This is a genomic window from Rhodanobacter sp. B2A1Ga4, from assembly GCF_018101315.1.
GTDB lineage: Bacteria > Pseudomonadota > Gammaproteobacteria > Xanthomonadales > Rhodanobacteraceae > Rhodanobacter > Rhodanobacter thiooxydans_A.
Genome location: NZ_JADBJR010000002.1, coordinates 240,763 through 265,180 on the forward strand (window position 1 = coordinate 240,763; position 24,418 = coordinate 265,180).

Here is a 24,418-nt window from a genome sequence, read left to right on the forward strand (position 1 = left end):
GATGCCGATGCAGCGAGTACGTTGCATGCCATTGCACGGAGCGTTGGCATGACGAAACAGAGAAATGGGCAAGCCGAGTTCGCTCGCTGGATGGGACCTTTGCTGGATGCCCTGCGCGCACTCGGCGGTTCGGCCAAACCACAGGAAGTGTCTCGCTGGATCGCGCGCGAGCTGAGCCTCCCGTCCGAGATCACCGAAGCCACCCTCAAGTCCGGCGCCAATCGCTTCCACAACCAGGTGCAGTGGGCTCGCCAGTACCTGGTGTGGCAAGGCCTTCTGGACGACAGCAAGCGCGGCACATGGACCCTGAGCCCGTTGGGTTGGAAGACTCGTCTCGACGAAGACGCGGCGCGAACCCTCTTCCTCGACCGGGTAAAGATCCAGCAGGCCGAACGCAGACAGCACGCGACCACGGAAACTCGCGTCGAGTCCAAAACGGCCGATGCCGAATCACCTGGGGAGCTGCAGGATCTTGGCCTGCTCGATGTCCTGAAATCCCTGCCGCCCTATGGTTTCGAGCTGATTTGTGGCCGCCTGCTGCGCGAGCACGGGTTCGAGGAAGTCGAAGTCACCCAGCGTTCGCGCGATGGCGGCATCGATGGCTACGGCCTGCTGCGCCTCAGTGCCTTCGTGAGCCTGCGTGTGGCCTTTCAGGCCAAGCGCTACAAGGATGTCGTCGCACGAAGCGCGGTGGGCGAATTCCGCAATGCCCTGCTCGGTCGCGCCGAGAAAGGTGTATTCATCACCACCGGCCGCTTCACTCAGGACGCTGAGGCCGAGGCCACTCGCGACGGCGTAGTGCCGATCGAGCTGATCGATGGCGAACAACTGACCGAGCTGTTCCAGGACAAGCTCATCGGCGTGAAGCCTAAAATGGTATATGAGATCGACCATGCCTTCTTTGACGAATTCCGCCGTGAATCCTGAGCGAAGCGCTACGCGCGATGCGACGGACGCCGATCTCACCAGCATGCTGCAGCGCCTGCGCGAGGCGCAGGCACGCGAGCAGATGCCCGCCTGGCCACTGCGTGCGCAACGCCTGCATCAACTGGAGACGATGCTGCTCGAACAGCGCGAGGCATTCGCCACGGCGATCGACGCCGACTTCGGCCAGCGCCCGCGCGAGGAGACCGACCTGCTGGAGATCTTCCCCAGCCTGTCGGCGGTCCGCCACGCGCTCGGCCATGGCCGTCGCTGGATGAAACCACGACGGCGCCTGGCCGACCTGCTGTTCCTGCCTGCGCGCACCGAGCTGCGCCCGCAACCGCTGGGCGTGGTCGGCATCATCGTGCCGTGGAACTACCCGCTGTACCTGGCGATCGGTCCGCTGGTCGACGCGCTGGCCGCCGGCAACCGCGTGATGCTGAAGATGAGCGAATACACGCCGCGCTTCTCGGCGCTGTTCGCCGGGCAGGTGGCGAAGTATCTCCGGCCCGACGAAGTGGCCGTGGTGAACGGTGACGCGGACGTGGCACAGGCATTCTCCGCACTGCCGTTCGACCACCTGTTGTTCACCGGCTCCACCGCGGTCGGCCACCACGTGATGCGCACGGCCGCGGCCAACCTGACTCCGGTGACGCTGGAGCTTGGCGGCAAGTCGCCGGCGATCATCGGCCCCGGCGCGCGCTTCGAGCACGCGGTGGAGCGCATCGTGTTCGGCAAACTGGTCAACGCCGGGCAGACCTGCATCGCACCGGACTACGTGCTGCTGCCGCGCGCACGGGTGGCGGAATTCATCGACCTCGCCGGCAAGGCGATGGCGCGGATGTACCCACGACTGGAGCGGAACACGCAGTACGCCAGCATCGTCTCCGACCGCCAGTACCAGCGTCTCGCGGCGCTGCGCGATGGCGCGCTGGCGGCCGGCGCACGCGTGCACCCGCTCGGCGAGGCGACGGAAGATCCGGCGCGGCGATTGCTGCCGCCGCAGTTGCTGACCGAAGTCGACGACAGCATGGCGGTGATGCGCGAGGAGATCTTCGGCCCGCTGCTGCCACTGCTGCCGTACGACGCGCTGGACGACGCCATCGCCCATGTCGCCGCCCGCCCGCATCCGCTGGCGCTGTACCTGTTCGAACACGACCAGGCCCGCATCGACCGGGTGCTGGCGCGCACCCACGCCGGCGGCGTCAGTGTCAACGACACGCTGTACCACATCGCCCAGCACGGCCTGCCGTTCGGCGGCGTGGGTGCGTCCGGCATGGGTGGCTACCACGGCGAGGCCGGCTTCCGCACGTTCTCGCACCTGAAACCGGTGTTCCGCCAGGCCCGCTGGAACGGCGCCGGCCTGCTCAACCCACCGTACGGCGCACGCTTCCGCCGCATGTTGGCGCTGCTGCTCAACCGCGGTTGAGGCGCAACATCCGCACATAAAAAAACCTCCCCGCGCGAGCGGGGAGGTTTTTCACGGCACGCCGCGTGACGGCGCTCAGAACTTGTAGGTTGCCGACAGGCTCAGCAGGTTGCCGTAGTCGTCGAAGTTGCCGGTGACCACGTCGCCGGTGGAGCTGGTGCTGTTGATATGCGCCTGGTTCACGAAGATATGCGCGTACGAGGCGTTGACCTCGAAGTGTTCGCTGGCCTTGTAGCCGATGCCCACGGTCGCCAGCTTGCGGGTGGAATCCGGCACGCGCACGTCGCGCACGGCGTTGTAGCTCGGCGAGGTGTCCACCGCGATGCCGGCACGCAGGGTGATCTTGTCGTTGAGGTAGTAGTCGCCGCCGACCGAGGCGTAAACCGTGTTGCGCCAGTTGAACGTCTCGGCCGTATCCGGCTGGCCGGGGTTGCCGTACTTGACGCGCAGCTCCTTGAACACGTCCCATTTGGTGTAGGCCAGGTCGATGCCCAGGCCGAACTTCTCCGCCTGGTGCCAGTAGCTGGCGCTGATCACCGCCGGGGTGGTGAAGTCGGCGGTACCGGTGGTATGTGCGAACGGCGGGATGCTGCTGGCGAGTGCCGGATTGCTCAGCAGCAGGTCGTAGCCCGGGGTGGTGGTGAAGTTGCCGGTACCCTGCAGGTGATGGCTGATCTTGGAACGGTAGTTCAGCGCCAGCTTGTCGTTCGGGGTCAGCTTCCAGAAGCCGCCAACCTGGTAGCCGTAACCCCAGTCGTCGCCCTTGATCCGGGCGAAGCCGTCGACGCCCGGCGGAGTCACCGCCGCCACGCCGGCCGCGGCGGCCTGGCCTTGCTGCACGGCCGCCTGGATCATCGCGGTGCCCTGCGCCGGCGAGAGCTGGCCGGCCGCGATGGCTGCCTGGATCTGCGCAACACCAGCGGCGGTCTGCGCGCCGATGCCCTGCTGGATGCCCAGGCCCACGGCGTTGAAGTTGATGGCGCTGCTCAGCTCGGCCGAGGTGCGCTGCGCGATCGCGCTGACGCCCAGGGCGAAGCTGTCGGTCAGGTCGTACGAGGCCGAGAAGGTCGCATCGAGCGACTGGAACTTGGACTTGACGCCGTTGTAACGGCCGACCCAGTCACGGTCGTACTCGGTCTGGAAACCGAACGGCACCGAGAAGCCGAAGCCGAGGTGCAGCTTGTCCGACACCTTGGACGCGAGGAAAAACGCCGGGACCGGCAACGTGGTACCGGCGTCGCCGCCGTTGCCGCCGCTGATCGGGCGACCCAGCACGTCATGCGCGCTGCCGCTGAACTTGGCACTGAAGTTGATGGCCGTGACGTCGGCCTGGAAATAGGTGCCATCCAGCTCGCTCATGGCGGCGGGGTTGTTGGCCACCACCGAGGCGTCGCCGCCAGCGGTGGCGGAGCCGGCATAGGCCCGGCCCAGCCCCTTGGCGCTGTTTTCCTTGAGCTGGAACGCGCTGGCATCGGCATTGCCAGGTGCAAACAAGGCACCCATCACCGCAACGCTCAGCGCAGCCAGGGCCAGTGGACGGGCAGCGCCCGAGAAGGAACGGAAAGACGTGTGCATCGCTAGCTCCTGCATGTTGTTGGTGCAGCTCGGGACAGTAACCGGGGCATAACCGGCGAGAAACATGAATTCATACGTGCGTTTGAACTTCCTGCGCTGGACTCTGCCCTCTTGCACAGGGCGTTGCAAGTGCGCTCGCAACAATTTACTAACATCAGCATATCCGCCGGGTGGCGCAAACTGCCGATGCCCGGTTCATCGACGGGCACTGCTACCCTCGTCGCCCGGCAGCTCACCCTGCACTCCCTCCCCGATCCGACACGGTGTCGCCATGCCATGTTTCGTCTATGCCAGCCTGCGCAAAGCCGACAGCTACCTGTGGCTGGCGCAGCGAGATGCGTTCGACACGCTGCCCGAGCCGCTGCTGCTGCTGTTGGGCGAGCTGCGTTTCGTGATGGAGGTGCAGCTGGACGAGCAGCGCAAGCTGCCGGTCGAGGATACCGCGCAGGTGCTCGAACACCTGCGCACGCAGGGCTGGCACCTGCAGCTGCCACCGCAGGAAACCCTGGCCACCGCCAATCATCCCGCTTATACGCATTCGCCGAGGGATGATCGGGGCGAGTGAATCGCGCATCATGTCGCCGGCGTTAACACTTGGTTACCGCCTGCACAGCCAACGATTTCTATACTGCCCCCCATGACCCAGCCCAAATCGCGCCGCCGCCCTCCTCTCCTGCACGCCCTGGCCTGGTTCATTCCGGGCCTGCTCGCGGTCGCCGTCGCCGGCCTGGTCACCCATCCACTGACCCTGGTTCCATTGCTGCTGGCGAACGCGCTGACCATGGCCGCGATCTGCCATGCGATCGGCTTCGATCCCGAGCCGCACTTCGGCCGCACCGTGCTGCGCCGTGGCGCCGCCCACCTGGTGATGTTCACCGGCTACACCGTGCTGGTGTTCGTGCTGGTCGCCTGGCCAATGCTGCAACTGACCCACCAGCCCAGCCTCAGCGCGGCGCTGGTGCTGGCCGCGGCGCTGGTGCTGGCGCTGGTCGCGCTGTGGCGGCTGTGGCCGGCGTTCGGTCTGGTGTTCGTGTGGGACGACGCCTATCCAAGCCAGCGCGACGGCTCGTGGATCTTCACCGCCACCCTGCGCAGCATCGCGTTCGGCCGCCACCTTTCGCTCGAGGAGCGTTTCTTCAGCCACTTCCTGCCGGCCGCGTTCGCGCTGCTGGTGCTGGCCTTCGGCGCGATCGCGCTGACCGGCCTGTACGGCGTGCTGTCGCCGGAGCCGCGCGTCGCCGCGCTGGCGATCTATGGCGTGCTGCTGCTGCCGCTGGGCTGCCTGGTGATCGCCAACCGCACGCTGCGTGCGCTGCTGTGCGAACGCCACCAGCCGCGCCGGCGCAGCGATGTCGACGGCCGCGCCGCGCCCGCGCCGCGTCCGGTGCTGAGCGAGCAGGAGCGCACCGCCGGTACGCCGGAACAGGCCGCCGCGCTGCTGGCCGCCACTCGCGATGGCGACATCGAGCGCGCGCTGGCCCTGGTCGAGGCCGGTGCCGATCCGGACACCGCGCCGGGCACCGACGACCGCGACCAGCGGCCGGTGCTGATGCTGGCCGCACTACTGCCGGATACCCGCCTGTTGCGCACGCTGATCGCCAGGGGTGCCGACGTGAACCGCGCCAGCGGCGGCATCACCCCGCTGCTGGCCGCCACCCGTGACAGCTGGCACGGCCGCGCCGAGGCGGTGCTGACCCTGCTCGCCAACGGCGCCAGCCCGCTGGTCACCGATGCCGAGGGCAACACGCCGCTGCACGGTGCCGCGCTCAGCGGCGACGCCGGCGTGGCAGCGATGCTGCTGGACGCGGCCGCACCGATCAATGCATTGAACAAGGCCGGCATCAGTCCACTCGCCACCGCCTGCCGCGCCGCCAACTGGCCGCTGGCAAAATTCCTGCTGGAACGCGGCGCGAAGCCGGCCCCAGCCGACGGCGAACCGGCGCTGGTAGCCGCCGCCGGCATCGCCGACGACGATGCCGAAGGCGTGAAGCTGCTGCTCAAGCATCGCGCCGCGGTCAATGCGGTCGACGCGCGGCACCGGCATGCGCTGCTCGCCGCCGCCGCCGAAGGCCATGAGCAAGTCGCCCGCGTGTTGTGCGCCGCCGGCGCCGACGTGAACCTGGTCGACCGCCACGGCAGCAGCGCGCTGATGGAAGCCTCGCGCGCCGGTGCCGGCGGCATCGTGCAACTGCTGGCCGAAGCGCAAGCCGACGCCGGCCTGCGCGACAGCCACGGCCGCGATGCGTTGACCCTGGCCTGCCAGTCGCCGCGTGCGCACGCCGACACGGTACGCGCGCTGCTGGCCCTGGGTGCCGAGCCGAAGACCGCCGGCAGCGACGGGCGCAGCGCGCTCGATCACGCCGCCGGCGCCGGACGCTGGGATCTGGTTGCCCTGCTCGACCCCGACACGCCGCTGCCGGCCAGCCTCAGCCAGGACGTGCTGGGCGAAGGCAACGACACGCCCGCGCATTTGCTCGACGCGCTGCGTTTCGGCCACTGGGCGATCGTCTCCGGCTTCGTCGAGCGGGTGCGCGACTGGCCGCAGACGGAGCTGGCCCGGCTGTATCTGCAGCTGGCTGCGCCGGGTCTTGGCGCGGCGCGCCGCTGGTTGCTCGACCACGGCCTGGACGCCGAGGCGCGGCTGGAGGCACCGCGCATCGACGACGCTGAAACCGCCGACGCGCCGAGCCTGCCGCCGCTGGGACAGCGCCTGTTCGACGCCCTGCTGCCACAACTGCCGGACGCCACCGAAGCGCTGGACGACCTGCTGCAGGCCGGCGCCAGCCCGGCCGGCGCCGGCCTGCTGGCGCAGGCGCTGGCGCATCTGAACGGGGCCGCGCAAGGTGCCGCGCTGCCGCTGAACCTGCTCGAACGCGGCGCCGACCCGTTCGGCGCCGACGCCCGCGAGCGCACGCCGCTGCAACTGGCCGCGACCAATGCGCAGCTGCCGCTGCTGCAGGCCCTGCTGGCGCGCGGAAGCGACCCGAACACGCGCGACCGCGACGGCCGCACGCCGCTGTTCGCCGCGCTGGAGCACGGTGCGCAGGCGTTGCCGCTGGCGCGCGCGCTGATCGCCCACGGCGCCGATCCCGAAGCCACCGACGCGAATGGCGAGACCCCGCTGGGGCTGGCGCTGGAGCACCCGGCGGTGGAGCGCTGGCTGGACTGGCGCGACTGGCCGCGGCCGAACCGCGCGCTGCGTGCCGACGACCTGCCTGCCGCCGCCAAGGCCGGCGCACTGGCCAGCGTGCAGCGCCTGCTGGAACTGGGCTTCGCCGTGGATACCCGCGACGAGCAGGGCGCCACCGCCCTGCTGCACGCCTGCGGTGCCGGCCATCGCGACATCGCCGCCTGCCTGCTCGACGCCGGCGCGGACGCCACATTGCCCGCGCTCAGCGGCGTCACCCCGCTGGCCGCCGCAGTGGCCGCGCGCCGCGAGGCGCTGGTCGCGCTGCTGCTGCAGCACCAGGTCGCCGTCGACCAGCGCCTGCCGAACCAGGCCACCGCACTGATGGTGGCCGCCGCGATGGGCTATCCGGAGATCGTCGAACAATTGCTGGACGCCGGCGCGGCGGTCAATGCGGTCGACGACGCCGGCCGCAGCGCGCTGCATGCGGCGGCGCAATTCGGTTTCGAGCACAACGACAGCCTGCGCGCACGGCGCCTGTTCGACCGTCTGCTCCAGCACGGCGCCGACATCAACCACGCCGACCACGAGGGCAAGACGCCGCTGCTGCTGCTGCTCGGCGCGCAGTTGCGCCCGGGCAGCGCCTGTGACGCCACCCACCTGGGCGCGCTGGTGCCCCTGCTGCTGGAGGCCGGCGCCCGGGTCGAACATGCCGACCAGCGCGGGGTGACCGCGCTGCACGCCTGCGCCATGCATGCGCTGTTGCCGCCGGCGCGCGTGCTGCTGTCGCGCGGCGCCGACCGCAACGCGGCCGATGCATTCGGGCGCACCGCGGCCGACGTGGCGCGGCAGCTGGGCTACGTTGACATCGCCCACGAACTGGCCGCGCGCAGTGGGGCGATCCCCAGCGTGCGGCAGACCCTGCGTCAACCGGCACAACCGGCCGACTGAGCAGCCGCGGCTTCAGCACTACGCGGGGTTGGCGGCCAGCGCGCCGCGTGGCCGCAGTGCATGCCACGCGGCCACCACCTGTGCGGTATCGATTTCGTCCACCCGCCTGATCGCCGGTAGCCCGCCAAGCAGGTGCACCGCACTGCCGGATGCGCTGCGCGGCATCCACATGTGTGGTGATCGGGCACCCATCAGCACCACCAGTGGACAGCCCACGGCCGCGGCCAGGTGCGCCGGCCCGGTATCCACCGAAACCATGCTGTGGGCGATTTCCAGCAACGCTTTCAGCCGGCCGAGCGGCAGTGCGGCAGCGGCTACCTGCGACGCGCCCCTACCGGTGACCGCCATCACGGTACGGAGATAGCCGGTCTCGGCCGGCGATCCGCATAGCAATATCTGCGCCTGCGGCAACCGGCAGCTGATAGCGCGAACCAGCGAAGCCCAGCGTTCCGCCGGCCAGGATTTGTCGTCATCCTCGGCGGCACGCACGCCGTTCCAGCGCATCGTGCGTTTGTTGGCCGGCTGCAACAGCACCAGCGGGCGCCCGAGCATGCCCTGTGCGCGCAGCCACGCATCGCACTCGGCCCGCTCAGCCGCGCTGACCTGCAGCTCCGGCGCAGCACAGGCAGGGGCCGCAGGCAGCCCGGCGAGTGAGCGGAATGCGGCCGGCGTTGCGTCGCCGAAACGCAGCAACCAGTCCACCCAGTGCTCGTCCGCCTTCGACGGCATGTCTTCGATGAAGGTGCAGTGCTCGGCCGGCACGCCGGCGAGTGTCAGCATCGGACGGATCTTGGTGCGCGTGCGCAGCTGCGGCTCGCAGATGTAGAACGGCGCCGCGCGCAGGCGATGCAACGCCAGCGCCGCCCGCCACCGCCGCGGTCGCATCCAGATCGGCCCGTATTGCGAGCGCAGCGGAATGCACCCGGCCACCTCCGGCTGCGCCGAGTACAGCACCGGCGACCAGTCGCCCAGCGTCAGCAACTGGCACGGCCGGCCGTAGCGCCATCGCAGTTTGCGCAGCAGCGGTTGCAACAGGATGGTGTCGCCGAGCCGTCCGAAACGGATCACGACCGGGCCGGGTACTGCGGAGTCAGGAATCGCGGGCATGACAGCGAGCAACGCCGGACACCACCCGCGGTTGACGCGTCACCCCCGTTTTTTTATGTGCGGGCGGCCGACGACACCCTTCCAGCGCGTGCCTGGCGGGTCAATCCTCACCGCGGAGCGGGTCATCGACCTCGCGCTGGCGCTCGCGTTCCGCGCTGCGCTCGGCATCCGCCTCGAACAGCTGCTGCAGGTCGAGCATCGCCTCGCGCGTGCTCTGGATCAGCTTGGTCTCGTCGTCGTAGACCAGCGCCTGCTTCTTCAGCAAATCCTCGTCGTAGCGGCGGAAGCGCTCGACCCGGTCGGCCGCCAGCTCGTGCGGCAGGCCCAGCGCCTCCAGCGTCTTGCGGGTCATCTTGAGGCTGGAGTGGAAGGTCTCGCGGATCGGCTCCTCGACGCCCATGTCCATCAGCCGGAACACGTGCTGGCGGTTGCGCGCGCGGGCGATGATCTTCAGGTGCGGGTACTGCCGCCGCACCAGCCGCGCGGTGCGCAGGTTCGCCTCCGGATCGTCGGTGGCCAGCACGAACACCTCGGCCTTGTCGGCCCGCGCTGCGCGCAGCAGTTCCGGCCGTGCCGGATCGCCGAAGAACAGGTTGACGCTGCCGAAGCGGCGTGACTGGTCCACCTGGTCGGCCGAATGCTCCAGCGCCACGAACGGGATGTTCTGCGCGCGCAGCACGCGGGCGATGATCTGGCCGACCCGGCCGAAGCCGGCGATGATCACCCGCGGCGTGTCGGCCTCGATCGCATCGAACTCGCGCGACGGCTTGTTCGGCCTCACGTTCAGCGCCTTCGCCGCCAGCACCACCAGCAGCGGGGTCAACGCCATCGACAAGGTGATCGCCAGCACCAGCGCGTCGCGCTGGGCCACGCCGATCAGCCGCTGCTCGGCCGCCTGGCGCAGCACCACGAACGCAAACTCGCCGCCGCAGGCCAGCAGCACCACCAGGCGCAGCGTGTCGGAACGGTTGAGCCCGCCCAGCAGCCGCCCCAGCGGCCACAGCAGCACGCTCTTCAGCGCCAGCAGCGCCAGCACCAGGCCGAGCATCCAGACCGGCCGGTGCAGCAGCAGCGACAGGTCCATCGACATGCCCACGCTGATGAAGAACAGCCCCAGCAGCAAGCCCTTGAACGGTTCGATGTTCGATTCCAGCTCGTGCCGGTACTCCGAATCGGCCAGCAGCATGCCGGCCAGGAACGCGCCCAGGGTAGCCGAGACGCCGGCCATCTCCATCAGCAGCGCCACGCCCATCACCACCAGAAGCGCGGTGGCAGTGAACACCTCCACCGAATCAGCCTTCGCCACGAAACGGAACACCGGGCGCAACAGGTAGCGGCCGCCGACGATCACCGCCACGATCACCCCGATCGTGCGCAGCACTGCGAACAGGTTGAAATCCTGCGCGGTGGAGGAAGCCAGCAGCGGCACCGCGGCGATCAGCGGGATCGCTGCCAGGTCCTGGAACAGCAGGATCGAGAACACCTGGCGGCCGTAGGCGGAACCGGCCTCCTTGCGCTCGGCCAGAATCTGCAGGCCGAACGCGGTGGACGACAGCGCCAGGCTACCGCCCACGATCGCCGCGCCCTTGCCGCTGAGGCCGAACAGGAAATAGCCCGCCGCCGCGATCGCCACGCTGGTCGCCAGCACCTGCAGCATGCCGGTGCCGAACACCGAGCGGCGCATCACCCACAGGCGCTGCGGCGACAGTTCCAGGCCGATCACGAACAGCATCAGCTCGACGCCGAACTCGGAGATCGTGGCCACCCCTTCGGTGTCGTGGACCAGGCCCAGCAGCTGCGGCCCGATCGCCACGCCGGCGATCAGGTAGCCGAGCACCGCGCCCAGCCGGAAGCGCTTGGTCAGCGGCACCGCGATCACCGCGGCGAGCAGGAACACCACCGCGGTCTGCAGGAAATGATGGCTGTCCACGCGCTGGCGGCTCCGGTCGGGGGTGGCCGATTATTCCACGCGAGGGATGACCGCACGGCATACCCGCATCGTTTCCATGGCAGGTTGCCGAAAAAGACCGGGCCCGCACGAGGCGGGCCCGGTCTGCATGCGGGGGCAGCGTGCCGCTTAGTGTTTCGGCGCGTCCTTCAAGCCGCGGTTCTCCAGCATCGGCTCGATCTCGGGATCGTGACCGCGCCAGTCCTTGTACATCTTCGCCAGTTCCTCGGTGTTGCCGCGCGAGAGCACCATCGCGCGGAAGCGGTCGCCGTTCTCGCGGGTCAGGCCGCCGTGTTCCTTGAATCCGATGAAGGCGTCGTCGGCCAGCATCTGCGTCCACAGGTAGGCGTAGTAGCCGGCGGCGTAGCCGTTGCCCCAGATGTGCTGGAAGTAGCTGGAGCGGTAGCGCGGCGGCACGTAGCTGAGGTCAATGTGATCCTTCTTCAGCGCGGTGGCCTCGAACTGGTCGGCGTCCTGCAGCGGGGCGTCGGCGCCGAGCATGTGCCAGTTCATGTCGAGCATCGCCGCGGCGACCAGCTCGGTCATCTCGTAGCCCTTGTTGAACTTGCCGGCCTTCTTCATCTTGTCGACCAGCGCCTGCGGCATCGGCGCGCCGGTCTGGTAGTGCTTCGCGTAGTGGGCGAACACCTTCGGGTCAGTGGCCCAGTGCTCGTTGAACTGCGACGGGAACTCGACGAAATCGCGCGCCGTGTTGGTACCGGACAGGGTCGGGTACTGCTCGTCGGCGAAGATGCCGTGCAGCGCATGGCCGAACTCGTGGAACATGGTGATCACGTCGTCGAACGAGAGCAGCGCCGGCTGGCCCGCCGCCGGCTTGCTGAAGTTGGCGACGTTGTAGATCACCGGCTTGGTGCCCAGCAGCTTCGACTGGGTGACCAGGTTGTCCATCCAGGCCCCGCCGTTCTTGTTGTCGCGCTTGAAGTAGTCGGTGTAGAACAGCGCCATCGAGCTGCCGTCCTTGTCGAACACCTCGAACACGCGCATGTCCGGCTGGTACACCGGGATGTCATGGCGTTCCTTGAAGGTCAGCCCGTACAGCTGGTTGGCGGCGTAGAACACGCCGTTCTGCAGTACGTCGTCCAGCTCGAAGTACGGCTTGATCTGGTTCTCGTCGAGGTCGTACTTCGCCTTGCGCACCTGCTCGGCGTAGAAGTTCCAGTCCCACGGCTCAAGCTTGAAGTTGCCGTGCTGCTTGTCGATCAGCGCCTGGATGTCGCCCGCCTCGGTCTGCGCGCGGGTGGTGACCGCAGGCACCAGGTCCTGCATGAACTTCAACGCCGTTTCCGGCGTCTTCGCCATCTGGTCGTCCAGCTTCCACGCCGCGTAATTCGGGAAACCGAGCAGCTTCGCCTGCTCGGCGCGGATCTGCGCCAGCCGCTCGATGGTCTTGCGGGTGTCGTTAGCGTCGCCCTTTTCGGCGCGATTCCACGAGGCTTCGAACAGCGCCTGGCGAGTGGCGCGGTCGGCGAGGTCCTGCAGCTCCGGCTGCTGGGTGGTGTTCTGCAGCGACAGCACGTACTTGCCGTCCTGCTTGCGCTCCTTGCCGGCCTGCGCGGCGGCAGCCAGCTCGGCGTCGGACAGCCCGGCCAGCTTCGCCTTGTCGGCGATCACCGGCGCGGCGTCCCGGGTGGCGGCCAGCAGCTTGTTGGTGAAGGCGGTGCTCAGCGTGGACGCTTCCTTGTTGAGATCCTTCAGCTTCGCCTTGTCGGCGTCGGAGAGCTTGGCGCCGGCATGCACGAAGTTCTTGTAGACCACCTCGACCAGGCGGGCGGATTCCGGATCGAGCTTGAGCGTGTCGCGCTGGTCGTAAACCGCCTGCACGCGCTGGAACAGCTTGCCGTCGAGGTGGATCGCGTCCTCGTGCGCGGCCAGCTTCGGCGCTTCCTCTTCCTGCACCTTCTGCAGCGTGTCGTTGGTATTGGCACCGGTGACGGCGCTGAACGCCGCCATCACCCGATGCAGCATGGCGCCGGATTTCTCCATCGCCACGTAGGTGTTCTCGAACGTGGGCGCGGCGGGGTCGCTGGCGATCTTCTCGATCTCGGCCAGCTGCTGGCGCATGCCTTCCTCGATCGCCGGCTGGTAGTCACCGTCGTGGATCCTGTCGAACGGCGGCGCCTGGAACGGCAGCGTGCTGGCGCTGTAGAACGGGTTGCTGGTCATGGCGGTGGCGGTACTGCTGGCGGCGGCGACGGAGGCGGCCGGCGCGGGTGGATTGGCGGCTTCGTGCGGCTGCTGCGAGCAGGCAGCCAGGGCCATCGTGGTGGTGATCACAATCGTGCGCAGACGAAGCATCCGGTTTCCTCAGGTTGAGATGTACCCGCACGCGGGCACGGCAAGTCGTAGTCGCCGACTGTAGCGGCAGCGCGGGCACTTTTCCAAACCGCGCGAGGAGTCGCGTTCAGGCCGCGCGCAGGTCGCGCAGTTGCCACGCCGCGCCGATCAGCAGGTACAACCGGTGACGCACCACGCTCATCGGCAGGTCGGTGATGAGGTCCACGTCGGTGCGCAGGTCGGCGACCTTCGCCTGCACCTGCGCCGCCGGGTCGGTCGCGCCAAGGCTGGCGTCGACCGCATCCGGGTCGGGTTGCGCCGCACGCCAGCGCTGGAACAGGGTGTCGTCACGCAAGGCCTGCTGCAGCGCCGCGGCGAAGTCATCCGGGCCGGCGCCGTCGTACGCGAAGCGCGGGTCGCTACCGCGCGCATGGGCCAGGTCGGCGATCGACAGGTAGTAGTGGTTGCGGGCCATGGTGTCTCCGGGAGGCGAGCTGGGCTTCCATCCCAGCACGCGGCACGTGAAGTTCAGTCCAACGCCGCCACGGCAGCGCGCAGATAGCCAGCCGCCAGCGCCGGCGCCACGCCGTGCGGCAGCACGCCCAGGCATGGCGCCGGTAGCAGCTCGCACAGCGTGGACAGGTTTTCCTCCGGCGCGTCCATCGCTGGGTCGACGCGATTGCCGATCCAGCCGAGCAGGCGGCAGCCGTCGGCCACGATCGCACGCGCGCTGAGCTGGGCGTGGTTGAGGCAGCCCAGCCGCAGGCCGACCACCAGGATCACCGGCAGCTGCCACTGCCGGGCGATGTCCGAGGCGAACAGCCCCGGCGCCAGCGGCACCAGCCAGCCGCCCACGCCTTCCACCACCAGGCATTGATGGCTTGTGTTCAACCGTTCGAAGGCCGCGTGCAGCGGTGCGAGAGAAATTTCCACGCCATCGTGCGCCGCCGCCAGGTGCGGCGACAGCGGATCGCGCAGCGCCACCGGGTTGATCAGCGCATACGGCAGGTTCGCGTCGCTGCTCGCCGCCTGCAGCGCCAGCGCGTCATCGTTGCGCAGGCCATCGGGCGTCTCCGCGCAGCCGCTGGCGACCGGCTTCATGCCGCAGGCGCTGTAGCCCGCCGCACGCAAGGCATGCAGCAGCGTGCACGCCGCATGCGTCTTGCCGATGCCGGTGTCGGTGCCGGCGATGAACAGCGCGGGCGTCATGGCTGCGCTCCGTGCCGGCCGAAACGATTCGGCACCGCGGCGCCGCGAAGGTCTTCGCGCTGTTCGGCCAGGCTCACACCGCATCTCCGTCATGATCGCTCGGCGCATAATACGGGCTTTGCTGCAGGACCCGTCGCATGTTCGAACTGAAAACCCATACGTACGCCAGCAAGCGCGAGCACTACGCGGACCTGGTGCAACAGGCGCGCGGCATCCTCGCCGGCGAGCGCGACCTGATCGCGAACGCGGCAAATTTCAGTGCGCTGGTCTACCACAGCCTGGCGCAGGTGAACTGGGCCGGTTTCTACCTGTACGACGGCACCGAGCTGGTGGTCGGCCCGTTCCAGGGCAAGCCGGCGTGCATCCGCATCGCGCTCGGCCGCGGCGTCTGCGGCACCGCCGCGCAGACGCGGCAGACCCAGCTGGTGCGCGACGTCAACGCGTTCGCCGGGCACATCGCCTGCGACGCCGCCTCGCAGTCGGAGATCGTGGTGCCGCTGGTGAAGGCCGACGGCAGCCTGCTCGGCGTGTGGGACGTGGACAGCCCGGTCACCGACCGCTTCGACGAGGACGACCGCGCCGGGATGGAGGCGCTGTGCGCGGTATTCATGGCGTCGGTGCACGGCTGACCGCCGCGACGCGCCGCCTCAGCGCTCGCGCGGCTGCTGCAACAGGGTAGCCACCGCCTGCCGCGCCTCGTCCACGCCGGTGCCGGCGGTGGAGGAGAACACCTGCGCGGTGGCATGCAGGCCGTCGGGAAAGCTCTTGCGCATCGCCGCCAGCGCCTGCAGCGCCTGGTTGCGCGAAAGCTTGTCGGCCTTGGTCAGCAGCAGGTGGCAGGGCAGTTGGGTGGCGAAGCAGAAGTCCAGCATCATCCGGTCGAACTCCTTCAGCGGATGGCGGATATCGGCGATCAGCACCACGCCACGCAGGCTGCGCCGCTGGTGCAGGTAGGCGTCGATCTCCTGCTTCCAGTGCTCGCGCATCTCCAGCGGCACTTTGGCGTAGCCGTAGCCCGGCAGGTCGATCAGCCGCAGGTCGGATACCTGCTGGCCGTCGACGATGGCGGACGGTCGTGCCGGCGACACTGACACGTCCCGCGGCGGCGGCAGGCTGAACGCGACCATCTGCTGGGTGCGGCCGGGGGTCTTGGAAGTACGTGCCAGCCCCTTGTGCCCGGTCAGCGCATTCAGCGCGCTGGACTTGCCGGCATTCGAGCGTCCGGCAAACGCCACCTCGGCGCCCTGGTCGGCGGGAAGCTGGCTGATGCGGTGGGCGGCGAGCACGAATTGCGCGCCCTGCAGGGGATTCGACATGGGGATGGTTTGACCAAGGTAGGGTGGCACGGGATAATTCTGAGGTTTCTGCCTGTTGCTGGCTGCATGGCCGCAATCGCTGGCAGTGTTCGCAAGTCTCTCGGGAGTCAAGTGTATGAGTTTTCGGTCCGCTGGTTTTCGACCCACGGTTCTCGGGTCTGCCCTGGCCCTTGTGCTGGCGCTGTCCACCAGCGCCGTGATGGCACAAGACACCAAGCCGGAGACTGCCACGCCAGCCGCCGCCAGCACTGCGGCGGCACCCGCCAGTGCAGCAACGGCCGCGGCGCCCGCCACGGCCGTTGCCACCGCCGCGGTGAAGCCCGGTGACGCCACCGCCGGCCAGGCCAAGGCCGCGGTCTGCGGCGCCTGCCACGGCATGGACGGCAATTCCGCCGACGCGCAGTACCCGAAGCTGGCCGGCCAGAGCGAGCAGTACATCGTGCGTCAGCTGACCAGCTTCAAGGCCGCCAAGCGGCAGAACCCGATCATGATGGGCATGGCCTCGCCGCTGTCCGAGCAGGACATGCACGACCTCGGCGCCTACTTCGCCAGCAAGACCCCGCTGCCCGGCGTGGCCGACCAGGCGCTGGTGGAACACGGCCAGACGCTGTTCCGCCAGGGCGACGCCACGCGCGGCATCCCGGCCTGCATGGCGTGCCACAGCATCGACGGCCGCGGCAACCCGGGCGCGCTGTACCCGCAGCTGGCCAGCCAGCACGCGCAGTACGTCGAGGCCACGCTGAAGGCCTGGCATGACGGCACCACCTGGGGCGACGACGCCCATTCGCAGATCATGCCAACGATCGCCAAGCAGCTGAGCGCCGACGACATCGCCGCCCTGGCCAGCTACATCGAGGGCCTGCATAGCGCCGACAGCAAGCCGGTTGCCACGCCCTGATCGAATCCGCGCCGACCGAAGGGTCGGCGCTGTCGTTTTGCGTTCCGCCTTCTTGAGGTCTGCCATGTTGAAGCGTCTGCCGTTCCTGTGTGCCGCCCTGCTCGCGCTCGCCGCCTGCAGCCATGACAGCAACAGCGGCAACGCTGCTCCGCAGGCTGCGCCAGCGGCCACCAGCAGCGCCGAAGCCGCGCCGGCCAGCACCGCGACCAGCAGCACCGCACCGGCCACGGCCGGCACTGCAGCACCCGCCGCCACCGGCACGGCCACCGCCGCAACCACCGCTGCTGCGCCCGCGCCGGCCGTGGCCGCGGCGCCGTTCGTCGACAACGGCAAGTGGGTCGAGGGCAAGAACTACTTCCTGATCGACCCGGCGCAGCCGACCAGCCACCCCGGCAAGATCGAGGTGACCGAGGTGTTCTCCTACGGCTGCCCGGCCTGCAACGGCTTCCACTCCACCGTCGACCAGATCGCCAGGAGCCTGCCGCCGAATGCGGTGATGAACTACCTGGCCGCCTCGTTCCGCCCGGACGAGAACTGGCCGATGTACCAGCGTGCGTTCTACGCGGCGCAGGCGCTGGACCTGGTCGGCAAGACCCACGACGCGATGTTCGACGCGGTGTGGAAGAGCGGCGAGCTGTCCACCTACAACCTGAAGTCCAGCGGGCTGAAGCCGCACGAGGCGTGGCCGACCATCGAGGACGCGGCGAAGTTCTACGCCAAGTACGGCGTCGACCCGAAGGAATTCGTCGGCGTCGCCAACTCGTTCACCGTCAACACCAAGATGAAACGTGCCGACGACCTGATGAAGGCCTACGGGGTGGACAGCACGCCGACCATGATCGTCAACGGCAAGTACCGCTTCACGGCGAGCTCCGCCGGTGGCTACGCGCAGTCGATCGAGCTGACCCAGTGGCTGGTGGCCAAGGAAGCCGCCGGCAAGTAGGCCGGTTCGGTTAATCTGACCCGTACGGCGGCCCCATCGCCAACCCGCGAAGAGAAACCCATGTTCAAGCGATTCGCCCCCCTGCGTGTACTCACCCTGCTCACCGGCCTGCTGCTGGCCAGCGCCTGCACCGCGCAATCCAGCACCGCGCCGTACACCGAAGGCAACGAGTACGTCACCCTGCCCGCGCCGTACCAGCGCTACAGCAGCGAGGGCAAGGTGGAGGTGGTCGAGGTGTTCTCCTACGGCTGCATCCACTGCGCGCAATTCGCGCCGACTGCCGAGAAGCTGCGCAAGCAATTGCCGGCCGGGGTGGCCTTCGAGCTGATGCCGGCACCGTTCAACGCCGAGTGGCTGCCGTACGCGCGCGCGTACTACGCGGCGAAGCAGCTTGGCGCGGTCGAGCGCACCCACCTGAAACTGTTCGAGGCCAAGTTCGCCGAGCATTACCCGATCAACTCGCTGGACGAACTTGCCGACTTCTACGCCCGCGAAGGCGTCGACCGCGCCGGGTTCATGCGCTTGGCCACCTCACCCGAGGCCACCGCGAAGATGAAGGATGACCTGGCGCTGATCCAGAAGTGGCAGGTGGACGGCACCCCGACCATCGTGGTCAACGGCAAGTACCGCGTGGCCACCGTGCACTCGTTCGACGAGATGGTTGCGGTGACGCAATGGCTGGTCAAGCGCGAGCTGGCCGGCAAGTAGGCATCGCCCACCGCGCCGGGCGATGCGGCTGGCGCGCCGTTCATATCCGGTGGATCATGCTGGGCGCAGTGCCCGGCGCCTGAGCGTGCGCACCGGCATCCCCTTCCCGTGCAGTGTGTTGCAATGACCCGCGCCGCCACTCCCCAAGCCGCCCCTGCCGAGCGCCGCCTGCGCCTGCTGAGCTGCAACATCCTGGCCGGCGCCAGCGTGCAGCGCTATCGCCAGTACGTCACCCGCAGCCTCAACGCGGTGCTGCCGGGGCGCAGCAAGATGGATAACCTCGACCGCCTGGCCGAAGTGCTGGCGCAGTTCGACGTGATCGGCCTGCAGGAGGCCGATGCCGGCAGCCTGCGCTCGGGCTTCCTCAACCAGACCCGCTACCTCGCCGAGACCGCCGGCCTGCCGTTCTGGAGCCACCAGCCGAACCGCGCGATGGCCCGGCTGGCGCACTCGGCGAACGGCCTGATCAGCCGGCTGGAACCGCACACCGTGCTGGACTACCCGCTGCCCAGCCGGATCCCCGGCCGCGGCGCGTTGCTGGCCCAGTTCGGCGAAGGCGACAACGCGCTGGCGGTGATGATCGCGCACCTGTCGCTGAGCGCACCGGCGCGCGCGCGCCAGCTCGGCTTCATCGCCGAGCTGCTGCAGGATTTCCCGCACGCCGTGCTGATGGGCGACCTCAACACCGAACCGGGCAGTGCCGAGATGCAGCAGCTGTTCGCCAAATCCACCCTGCAGCCGCCGGCGCAACCGACGCCGACCTTCCCCAGCTGGAAGCCGCGGCGCGCGCTGGACCACATCCTCACCTCGCCGTCGATCCAGCTGGAGAAGACCTGGGCGCTGCCGCAGGCGTTCTCCGACCACCTGCCGCTGGCGGCGGAGATCCGGTTGCCGGCGCACGTCGGCGGCAAGGCCTCGCCGAGGCGCGCGCGATGATCGCGGCAGCGTGGCGACGGGCCTGGCCCTGGCTGGCCCTGCTGCTGGTGGCCCTGCTGGTGACATGGCTGCGCTACGGCATGGTCGAGTCCAGCGCGATCGGCCAACGCTGCAGTGCCGGCGGCCCCTGGTGGTGCCGCTGGCGGCAGTGGCTGGTGCTGGGCTTCCTGCACGACGTCTACGGCATCGCGGCACTGGCCGCGACCGCGCTGGCACTGTTGCGGAAACGCGCGTGGCTGGCCTGGCTGGCCGCTGCGCTCGGCATCGTCGCGCTGCAGTTGTACTGCGTCGAGAGCGGCGCGCTGGCGCTACTGGCCGGCTGCCTGTGCCTGCTGCACCGGCAGGCCGCGCGCGCGGCGCCATTCGAGCAGCACCGGCACGGCCAGCAGCAGGTTCAGTCCCAGCCATAGCCATGCCACCGCGGTGAGCCCGGCCTCCTGCACCAGCACGGCCGCCGCCAGCAGCGGCAGCCAGGGCGCGAGGAAGCGCTCCTCCAGCAGCGGCATCGCCGCCGCGTGCCGCTCGCCCAGCCAGCCGAGCAACGCGTAGCCCAGGCACGGCAGCCAGAACAGGCCCAGCGGGAAATCCCGGTAGCGGCCGTCGACCGCCAGCAGCAGTCCGTAATACGCCAGCACGAACAGCCAGCCGGCGCGCAGCCAGCGCGGCGGCGCGGCGGACGCGCTCGTGCCGGCCAGCCGCGCGGCGATCCGGCGCGCCAGCCGCAGCGCGGTGAGCAGGGCCAGTGCGCAGGCGGCGAACGACAGCGCCCACTCCCAGCCGTCGCGGCAGGCGTACAGCATCTGCCGGAACTGCCACGCCAGCGCGCAGCCGCTGGCCATGCCGGCCAGTGCCAGCGCCAGATGACCGCGCCGGCGTCGCTGCCGGCCGCCGGCCAGCATGAACAGCGCGGCGCCGGCGACGCCGGCGAGCCAGCCGGCCCACCAGCGCGGCTCCTCGGTCACCGGCCCCTGCATCGCGAACTTCGGCCGCGCCTGCACGTCGAAGATGCCCCAGTAGCCGCCCACGGTGCCTTCCTGCGCGCGTTTCCACGGCTGGTCGAACGCCTCGATCACGTTGTACGGCATGTGCACGGTGGCCGCGTAGCGCAGGAATTCGCGCAGGTAGCGCGCCTCGTTGACCACGCTGGCGCTGGCCGCCTGGCGCGGCCGCCCGGCGCTGGGCCAGCCGGTCTCGCCGATCATCACACGGCGGCCGGGAAACGCCTGCTGCACCTGCGCGTACGCCGTCGCCACATGCTGCACCGCGTCTTCGGGCGACACTGGCTGGTCTTCCCAGTAGGGCAGGATGTGGATGGTCAGGTAATCCACCGAGCCGGCCAGCTCGGGGTGGCGCAGCCAGAACTCCCACACGTCGGCATACGTCACCGGCACGTGGACCGCCGCGCGCACCTGGCGCAGATAGCCGGCCAGTTGCGCCGACGACAGATCGCCGCGCAGCAGCACCTCGTTGCCCACGATCACCCCGCGCAAAACCTGCGGATACTTGTTCGCGGTGGCGATGCCCAGCTCGACCTGCTGCGCGTTCGCCTTCGCGTCGCCGCCCAGCCAGATGCCCAGCAGCACCTTCATGCCGTAGCGCCCGGCGATCGCGGGCACCGCGCTGAGGCCCTGTCCCTGCGAGTACGTGCGTACGCAGTCGAAACGCTGCGACAACGCGCGCAGGTCCGCGTCGATGCGCTCGGGGCTGATGTAGGCGTTCACGTCCAGCGGCGTCTCGCCGGCCAGGCGGAACGGCGCATACGAGACGCAGGCGATCCGCGCCGACGGCGCATCCGGCAACGCCACCGGCCGGCCGATCGCCCACCACCAGTACACCCCGGCCAGCGTCGCCAGCAACAATGCCAGCCACGCCGGCCAGGTGCGACGAAAGACGGGCGAAGCTGCTGCTGACATGCCGATTCCGTGGATGCGGGAAGCCAAACGTCGCAGCTTACCAGCGCCGGCCAGCGCTACGCGCACTCACCGAATCGCGACAAGCGGTTCAGGCGCATCGACTACACTGCCCGCGATCCACCGCAGGAGTCCCCATGTCCGTTTTCCTCTTGCCACGGCGCATCCTGCTCGCCTGGCTGCTGCTCGCCGGCTGGCTGCTGACGAGCGCAGGGGCGCATGCCGCCGAACCCGCCGACGCCCGGCGCGCGGCCTTCAAACAGGCCTACGCCGCCGCCCAGCAAGGGGGTAACGACTGGCAACCGCTGGCCACCAGCCTGCACGATTACCCGCTGTATCCGTACCTGCCCGCGGCAGCGCTGCAACACGACATCCAGCAGATCGACCGCGCCAGCGTGGAGTCGTACCTCGCGCAGTACCCGGACAGGATCCCCGCTGCCGACCTGCGCCGCGCGTTCCTGCGGGAACTGGCGCGGCGGCAGGACTGGAGCACGTTCCTCGCGCTGTACCAGCCCGGCCTCGGCGACACGCTGGCCTGCGACGCGCTGCAGGCGCGCCTGGCCGGTGGCGGCACGCTGGATTTCGAGCGCGACCTGGCCACGCTGTGGGCCAGGCCGAGCCTGCCCGATGCCTGCGACCCGGTGCTCGCCGCCGCGCACGACCAGGGCCTGCTGACCGACGCGCGCTTGTGGACGCGGATCGACCGTGCGGCCGACGCCGGCCAGGCCGGCACCATCGCCAACCTGGCCGGCTGGCTGGCCGAACCCGGCCGCGCCAGCGCGCTGCAACTGGCGCAGGCACTGCGCGATCCGGCCGCCGCATTGAACGCCGCGCGCAGCTGGCCCGACCAGCCGCGCCAGCGCCAGGCGGCCACGCTGGCGCTGGTCCGCCAGGCCCGGCGCGACACCGACGCCGCCGACACCGCCTGGCAGCAACTGCGGCCCCGCTTCAGCTTCAGCGAGTCGCAGCGCAACCAGGTCATGCAGACCCTGGCGCTGTACCACGCCACCGATTTCGACGACGGCGCACTGGCCCGCCTGATCGCCCTGCCCGCCGCCGCGCAGACCGACGGCACCCGCGAATGGCGGGTGCGCGTGGCGCTGGCGCAGCAGGACTGGAGCGCGGTGCTGGCCGGCCTCGACGCGATGCCTGCCAGCCAGCAGCAGGACGGCGAGTGGCAGTACTTCCGCGCCCGCGCGCTGGCCGCGCTGGGCCGCGGCGACGAGGCACGCCGGCTGCTCGACGCCCAGGCCGACAAGCCCACCTTCTTCGGCTTCCTGTCCGCCGACCGGCTCGACCAGCCGTACGCGATCTGCCCACTGACCCTGGCCGACGACCCGCAACGCGAACAGGCGCTGCTGGCAAACCCCGGCCTGCTGCGCGCGTTCGAGCTGTACGCGGTAGACCTGCCGAAGCTGGCCCGGCGCGAATGGGCGCGCGCCTTGCAGGATGCCGACCCGGCCACCCAGCGGATGGCCGCCGACCTGGCCAACCGCCGCGGCTGGTACGACCGCGCCGTGTTCACCCTGAGCAGCGGCGACGCACTGCGCCTGTACGACCTGCGCTTCCCGCTGGCCAGCCAGGACGGCCTGGTGCCGCAGGCCGCCCAGGCCGGGATCGAGCCGGCCTGGGCCTACGGCATCCTGCGCGCGGAAAGCGCCTGGATGAGCGATGCGCAATCCGGCGCGGACGCGCGCGGCCTGATGCAGCTGCTGCCGGCCACCGCCGCGCTGGTGGCGAAGCGCAACGGCCTCGACTGGGGCGGCGGCGACACGCTGTACGACCCGGCCACCAACATCGCGCTGGGCACGCGCTACCTGGCGCAGATGGCCGCGCGCTTCAACGGTTCGCCGTGGCTGGCCAGCGCCGCGTACAACGCCGGGCCGAACAAGGTCGAGCAATGGCTGGCCGCGCGCGGCACGCTGGCGCCGGACTTGTTCGTCGCCACCATCCCGTACAAGGAAACCCGCGAGTACGTGGCACGGGTGATGGCATTCAGCGTGATCTACGATTGGCGCCTGAGCGGCGACACGGTGGTGCCGCTGGCCACCCGCATGGGTCCGATCGGCCAGCCATATGCGCTGCCGACCGCCGCGACGACGCGCCGGGCGGTCGCCTGTCCCGCCGAGGCAGCGCCGGCACCGGCCGTCGCCGGCAGCGTCTCACCCTGACGACTCACCAAGGACCGCCCGCATGGCCGCACAGCAACTCGTCATCCTCGGCGGCACCGGTTTCGTCGGCAGCCACCTGGTGCCGCGGCTGGCCGCCGACGGCCACCGCATCGTGCTGCTCAGCCGCAATCGCGAGCAGCACCGCGAACTCGGCGTGCTGCCCACGGTCAGCGTGCGCAGTGCCGACATCCACGACGACGACGTGTTGCGCCGGCAGCTGGTCGGCGCCGACGCGGTGATCAACCTGGTCGGCATACTCAACCCGCGCGGTCGCGACGGCTTCCAGCGGGTGCACGTGGAACTCACCCGCCGGCTGATCGCCGCCTGCCACGCCAGCGGCGTGGGCCGCCTGCACCAGATGAGCTCGCTGAAGGCCGGCCAGGGCCTGTCGCAGTACCTGAAGACCCGCGGCGAGGCCGAGGTGCTGGTCAAGGCCTCCGCGCTGGACTGGACGATCTACCAGCCCAGCGTGATCTTCGGCCCCGGCGACGGCCTGGTCAGCCGCTTCGCGAAATTGCTGCGGCAGCTGCCGGCGCTGCCGCTGGCGCGCGCGCTGGCGCGGATGGCGCCCACCTTCGTCGGCGACGTGGCCGAGGCGATCGCCCGCTGCGTCGGCGACGCGAAGCTCGGCGTGCAACGCAGCTTCGAGCTGTATGGCCCCGAGGTGCTCACGCTGGGCGAGATCGTGCGCGCGATCCGCGCTGCCGCCGGCCTGCACACGCCGGTCATCGCCCTGCCCGACAGCCTCGGCCGGCTGCAGGCGCAGTTCGCCGAGCTGCTGCCCGGCAAGCCGTTCTCGCTGGACAACTTCCGCTCGCTGCGCACCGACTCGGTTGGCAAGCTGGACGGCTACGCCGCGCTGGGCATCGTGCCGCAACCATTCACGCCGTGGCTGCCGGTACTACTCGGCGAGCCGCCGCGGCTACGCCGGCTGGCTGCGGCGCGTTCCTTGCGGCGCTGAGGCAAGGCGC

20 protein-coding genes are annotated in these 24,418 nt (G+C 69.7%); 12 read left to right on the forward strand and 8 right to left on the reverse strand.

Annotated features, from left to right (window positions below; genetic code table 11):
* Window positions 1-48 precede the first annotated feature (48 nt).
* A complete protein-coding gene (locus IMW82_RS09755; RefSeq protein ID WP_108471750.1) occupies window positions 49-927 on the forward strand; it encodes a restriction endonuclease in 879 nt (292 codons plus the stop codon).
* Window positions 917-2,353, forward strand: coding sequence for a coniferyl aldehyde dehydrogenase (locus tag IMW82_RS09760; RefSeq protein WP_267895696.1), 1,437 nt, complete (start codon window positions 917-919; stop codon window positions 2,351-2,353). Before IMW82_RS09755 ends, IMW82_RS09760 begins: the two co-directional genes overlap by 11 nt.
* 75 nt (window positions 2,354-2,428) lie before the next feature.
* Here the strand turns inward: IMW82_RS09760 and IMW82_RS09765 are convergent, their stop codons facing one another.
* Window positions 2,429-3,928, reverse strand: coding sequence for an outer membrane protein transport protein (locus tag IMW82_RS09765; protein ID WP_108471752.1), 1,500 nt, complete (start codon window positions 3,926-3,928; stop codon window positions 2,429-2,431).
* A gap of 271 nt (window positions 3,929-4,199) precedes the next feature.
* Here IMW82_RS09765 and IMW82_RS09770 point away from each other — a divergent pair, with 271 nt between their 5' ends.
* Window positions 4,200-4,493 (forward strand): YcgL domain-containing protein, encoded by a 294-nt coding sequence (locus IMW82_RS09770; RefSeq protein WP_108471753.1) that lies wholly within the window; start codon window positions 4,200-4,202, stop codon window positions 4,491-4,493.
* A gap of 72 nt (window positions 4,494-4,565) precedes the next feature.
* Entirely contained in the window at window positions 4,566-8,006 is a 3,441-nt protein-coding gene (locus IMW82_RS09775; RefSeq protein WP_211004353.1) for an ankyrin repeat domain-containing protein, read from the forward strand.
* 18 nt (window positions 8,007-8,024) lie between these two features.
* On the opposite strand, the gene IMW82_RS09780 is transcribed toward IMW82_RS09775, so the two are convergent.
* The 5 genes from IMW82_RS09780 to bioD form a co-directional block, all read right to left on the reverse strand.
* Window positions 8,025-9,074 (reverse strand): glycosyltransferase family 9 protein, encoded by a 1,050-nt coding sequence (locus tag IMW82_RS09780; RefSeq protein WP_345777125.1) that lies wholly within the window; start codon window positions 9,072-9,074, stop codon window positions 8,025-8,027.
* Between the two features lie 139 nt (window positions 9,075-9,213).
* A complete protein-coding gene (locus tag IMW82_RS09785; RefSeq protein WP_211004355.1) occupies window positions 9,214-11,043 on the reverse strand; it encodes a monovalent cation:proton antiporter-2 (CPA2) family protein in 1,830 nt (609 codons plus the stop codon).
* Between the two features lie 147 nt (window positions 11,044-11,190).
* Entirely contained in the window at window positions 11,191-13,377 is a 2,187-nt protein-coding gene (dcp, locus tag IMW82_RS09790) for a peptidyl-dipeptidase Dcp (RefSeq protein ID WP_211004356.1), read from the reverse strand.
* 106 nt (window positions 13,378-13,483) lie between these two features.
* Complete coding sequence (locus IMW82_RS09795; protein ID WP_211004357.1) at window positions 13,484-13,831, reverse strand: hypothetical protein; 348 nt, start codon at window positions 13,829-13,831, stop codon at window positions 13,484-13,486.
* Window positions 13,832-13,884: 53 nt separating this feature from the next.
* Window positions 13,885-14,565, reverse strand: coding sequence for a dethiobiotin synthase (gene bioD / locus IMW82_RS09800; RefSeq protein WP_211004358.1), 681 nt, complete (start codon window positions 14,563-14,565; stop codon window positions 13,885-13,887).
* Window positions 14,566-14,702: 137 nt separating this feature from the next.
* On the opposite strand from bioD, the gene IMW82_RS09805 reads away from it, so the two are divergent.
* Entirely contained in the window at window positions 14,703-15,194 is a 492-nt protein-coding gene (locus IMW82_RS09805) for a GAF domain-containing protein (RefSeq protein WP_211004359.1), read from the forward strand.
* An 18-nt stretch (window positions 15,195-15,212) separates the two neighbouring features.
* On the opposite strand, the gene yihA is transcribed toward IMW82_RS09805, so the two are convergent.
* Window positions 15,213-15,881 carry a ribosome biogenesis GTP-binding protein YihA/YsxC gene (gene yihA / locus IMW82_RS09810; RefSeq protein ID WP_108471761.1) on the reverse strand — a complete coding sequence of 223 codons (669 nt, stop codon included), beginning with the start codon at window positions 15,879-15,881 and terminating at the stop codon, window positions 15,213-15,215.
* Between the two features lie 115 nt (window positions 15,882-15,996).
* Here yihA and IMW82_RS09815 point away from each other — a divergent pair, with 115 nt between their 5' ends.
* The 5 genes from IMW82_RS09815 (at window position 15,997) to IMW82_RS09835 (ending at window position 19,776) form a co-directional block, all read left to right on the forward strand.
* A complete protein-coding gene (locus IMW82_RS09815; RefSeq protein WP_108471762.1) occupies window positions 15,997-16,779 on the forward strand; it encodes a c-type cytochrome in 783 nt (260 codons plus the stop codon).
* Window positions 16,780-16,843: 64 nt separating this feature from the next.
* Complete coding sequence (locus tag IMW82_RS09820) at window positions 16,844-17,722, forward strand: thiol:disulfide interchange protein DsbA/DsbL (RefSeq protein ID WP_108471763.1); 879 nt, start codon at window positions 16,844-16,846, stop codon at window positions 17,720-17,722.
* Between the two features lie 60 nt (window positions 17,723-17,782).
* Window positions 17,783-18,430 (forward strand): thiol:disulfide interchange protein DsbA/DsbL, encoded by a 648-nt coding sequence (locus tag IMW82_RS09825; protein WP_211004360.1) that lies wholly within the window; start codon window positions 17,783-17,785, stop codon window positions 18,428-18,430.
* 123 nt (window positions 18,431-18,553) lie between these two features.
* A complete protein-coding gene (locus tag IMW82_RS09830; protein ID WP_211004361.1) occupies window positions 18,554-19,366 on the forward strand; it encodes an endonuclease/exonuclease/phosphatase family protein in 813 nt (270 codons plus the stop codon).
* On the forward strand, window positions 19,363-19,776 hold the full coding sequence (locus tag IMW82_RS09835; RefSeq protein ID WP_211004362.1) for a hypothetical protein: 414 nt from the start codon (window positions 19,363-19,365) through the stop codon (window positions 19,774-19,776). Before IMW82_RS09830 ends, IMW82_RS09835 begins: the two co-directional genes overlap by 4 nt.
* On the opposite strand, the gene IMW82_RS09840 is transcribed toward IMW82_RS09835, so the two are convergent.
* Complete coding sequence (locus IMW82_RS09840) at window positions 19,675-21,279, reverse strand: glycoside hydrolase family 17 (RefSeq protein WP_211004363.1); 1,605 nt, start codon at window positions 21,277-21,279, stop codon at window positions 19,675-19,677. The two genes, IMW82_RS09835 and IMW82_RS09840, sit on opposite strands and share 102 nt — an antisense overlap.
* A gap of 134 nt (window positions 21,280-21,413) precedes the next feature.
* Between IMW82_RS09840 and IMW82_RS09845 the strand changes: the two genes are divergently transcribed.
* Both IMW82_RS09845 and IMW82_RS09850 read left to right on the forward strand, forming a co-directional pair.
* On the forward strand, window positions 21,414-23,447 hold the full coding sequence (locus IMW82_RS09845) for a transglycosylase SLT domain-containing protein (RefSeq protein ID WP_211004364.1): 2,034 nt from the start codon (window positions 21,414-21,416) through the stop codon (window positions 23,445-23,447).
* Between the two features lie 22 nt (window positions 23,448-23,469).
* Window positions 23,470-24,408 carry a complex I NDUFA9 subunit family protein gene (locus tag IMW82_RS09850; RefSeq protein ID WP_211004365.1) on the forward strand — a complete coding sequence of 313 codons (939 nt, stop codon included), beginning with the start codon at window positions 23,470-23,472 and terminating at the stop codon, window positions 24,406-24,408.
* The last annotated feature ends 10 nt before the right edge of the window (window positions 24,409-24,418 follow it).

Excerpts from the sequence above, each read along its gene's own strand:
- IMW82_RS09765 (WP_108471752.1), bottom strand. The coding sequence starts at position 3,928 with ATGCACACGTCTTTCCGTTCCTTCTCGGGCGCTGCCCGTCCACTGGCC.
- yihA (WP_108471761.1), bottom strand. The coding sequence starts at position 15,881 with ATGTCGAATCCCCTGCAGGGCGCGCAATTCGTGCTCGCCGCCCACCGC.
- IMW82_RS09770 (WP_108471753.1), top strand. The coding sequence starts at position 4,200 with ATGCCATGTTTCGTCTATGCCAGCCTGCGCAAAGCCGACAGCTACCTG.
- IMW82_RS09795 (WP_211004357.1), bottom strand. The coding sequence starts at position 13,831 with ATGGCCCGCAACCACTACTACCTGTCGATCGCCGACCTGGCCCATGCG.
- dcp (WP_211004356.1), bottom strand. The coding sequence starts at position 13,377 with ATGCTTCGTCTGCGCACGATTGTGATCACCACCACGATGGCCCTGGCT.
- IMW82_RS09805 (WP_211004359.1), top strand. The coding sequence starts at position 14,703 with ATGTTCGAACTGAAAACCCATACGTACGCCAGCAAGCGCGAGCACTAC.
- IMW82_RS09850 (WP_211004365.1), top strand. The coding sequence starts at position 23,470 with ATGGCCGCACAGCAACTCGTCATCCTCGGCGGCACCGGTTTCGTCGGC.
- IMW82_RS09820 (WP_108471763.1), top strand. The coding sequence starts at position 16,844 with ATGTTGAAGCGTCTGCCGTTCCTGTGTGCCGCCCTGCTCGCGCTCGCC.
- bioD (WP_211004358.1), bottom strand. The coding sequence starts at position 14,565 with ATGACGCCCGCGCTGTTCATCGCCGGCACCGACACCGGCATCGGCAAG.
- IMW82_RS09835 (WP_211004362.1), top strand. The coding sequence starts at position 19,363 with ATGATCGCGGCAGCGTGGCGACGGGCCTGGCCCTGGCTGGCCCTGCTG.
- IMW82_RS09825 (WP_211004360.1), top strand. The coding sequence starts at position 17,783 with ATGTTCAAGCGATTCGCCCCCCTGCGTGTACTCACCCTGCTCACCGGC.
- IMW82_RS09845 (WP_211004364.1), top strand. The coding sequence starts at position 21,414 with ATGTCCGTTTTCCTCTTGCCACGGCGCATCCTGCTCGCCTGGCTGCTG.
- IMW82_RS09840 (WP_211004363.1), bottom strand. The coding sequence starts at position 21,279 with ATGTCAGCAGCAGCTTCGCCCGTCTTTCGTCGCACCTGGCCGGCGTGG.
- IMW82_RS09755 (WP_108471750.1), top strand. The coding sequence starts at position 49 with ATGACGAAACAGAGAAATGGGCAAGCCGAGTTCGCTCGCTGGATGGGA.
- IMW82_RS09830 (WP_211004361.1), top strand. The coding sequence starts at position 18,554 with ATGACCCGCGCCGCCACTCCCCAAGCCGCCCCTGCCGAGCGCCGCCTG.
- IMW82_RS09775 (WP_211004353.1), top strand. The coding sequence starts at position 4,566 with ATGACCCAGCCCAAATCGCGCCGCCGCCCTCCTCTCCTGCACGCCCTG.
- IMW82_RS09815 (WP_108471762.1), top strand. The coding sequence starts at position 15,997 with ATGAGTTTTCGGTCCGCTGGTTTTCGACCCACGGTTCTCGGGTCTGCC.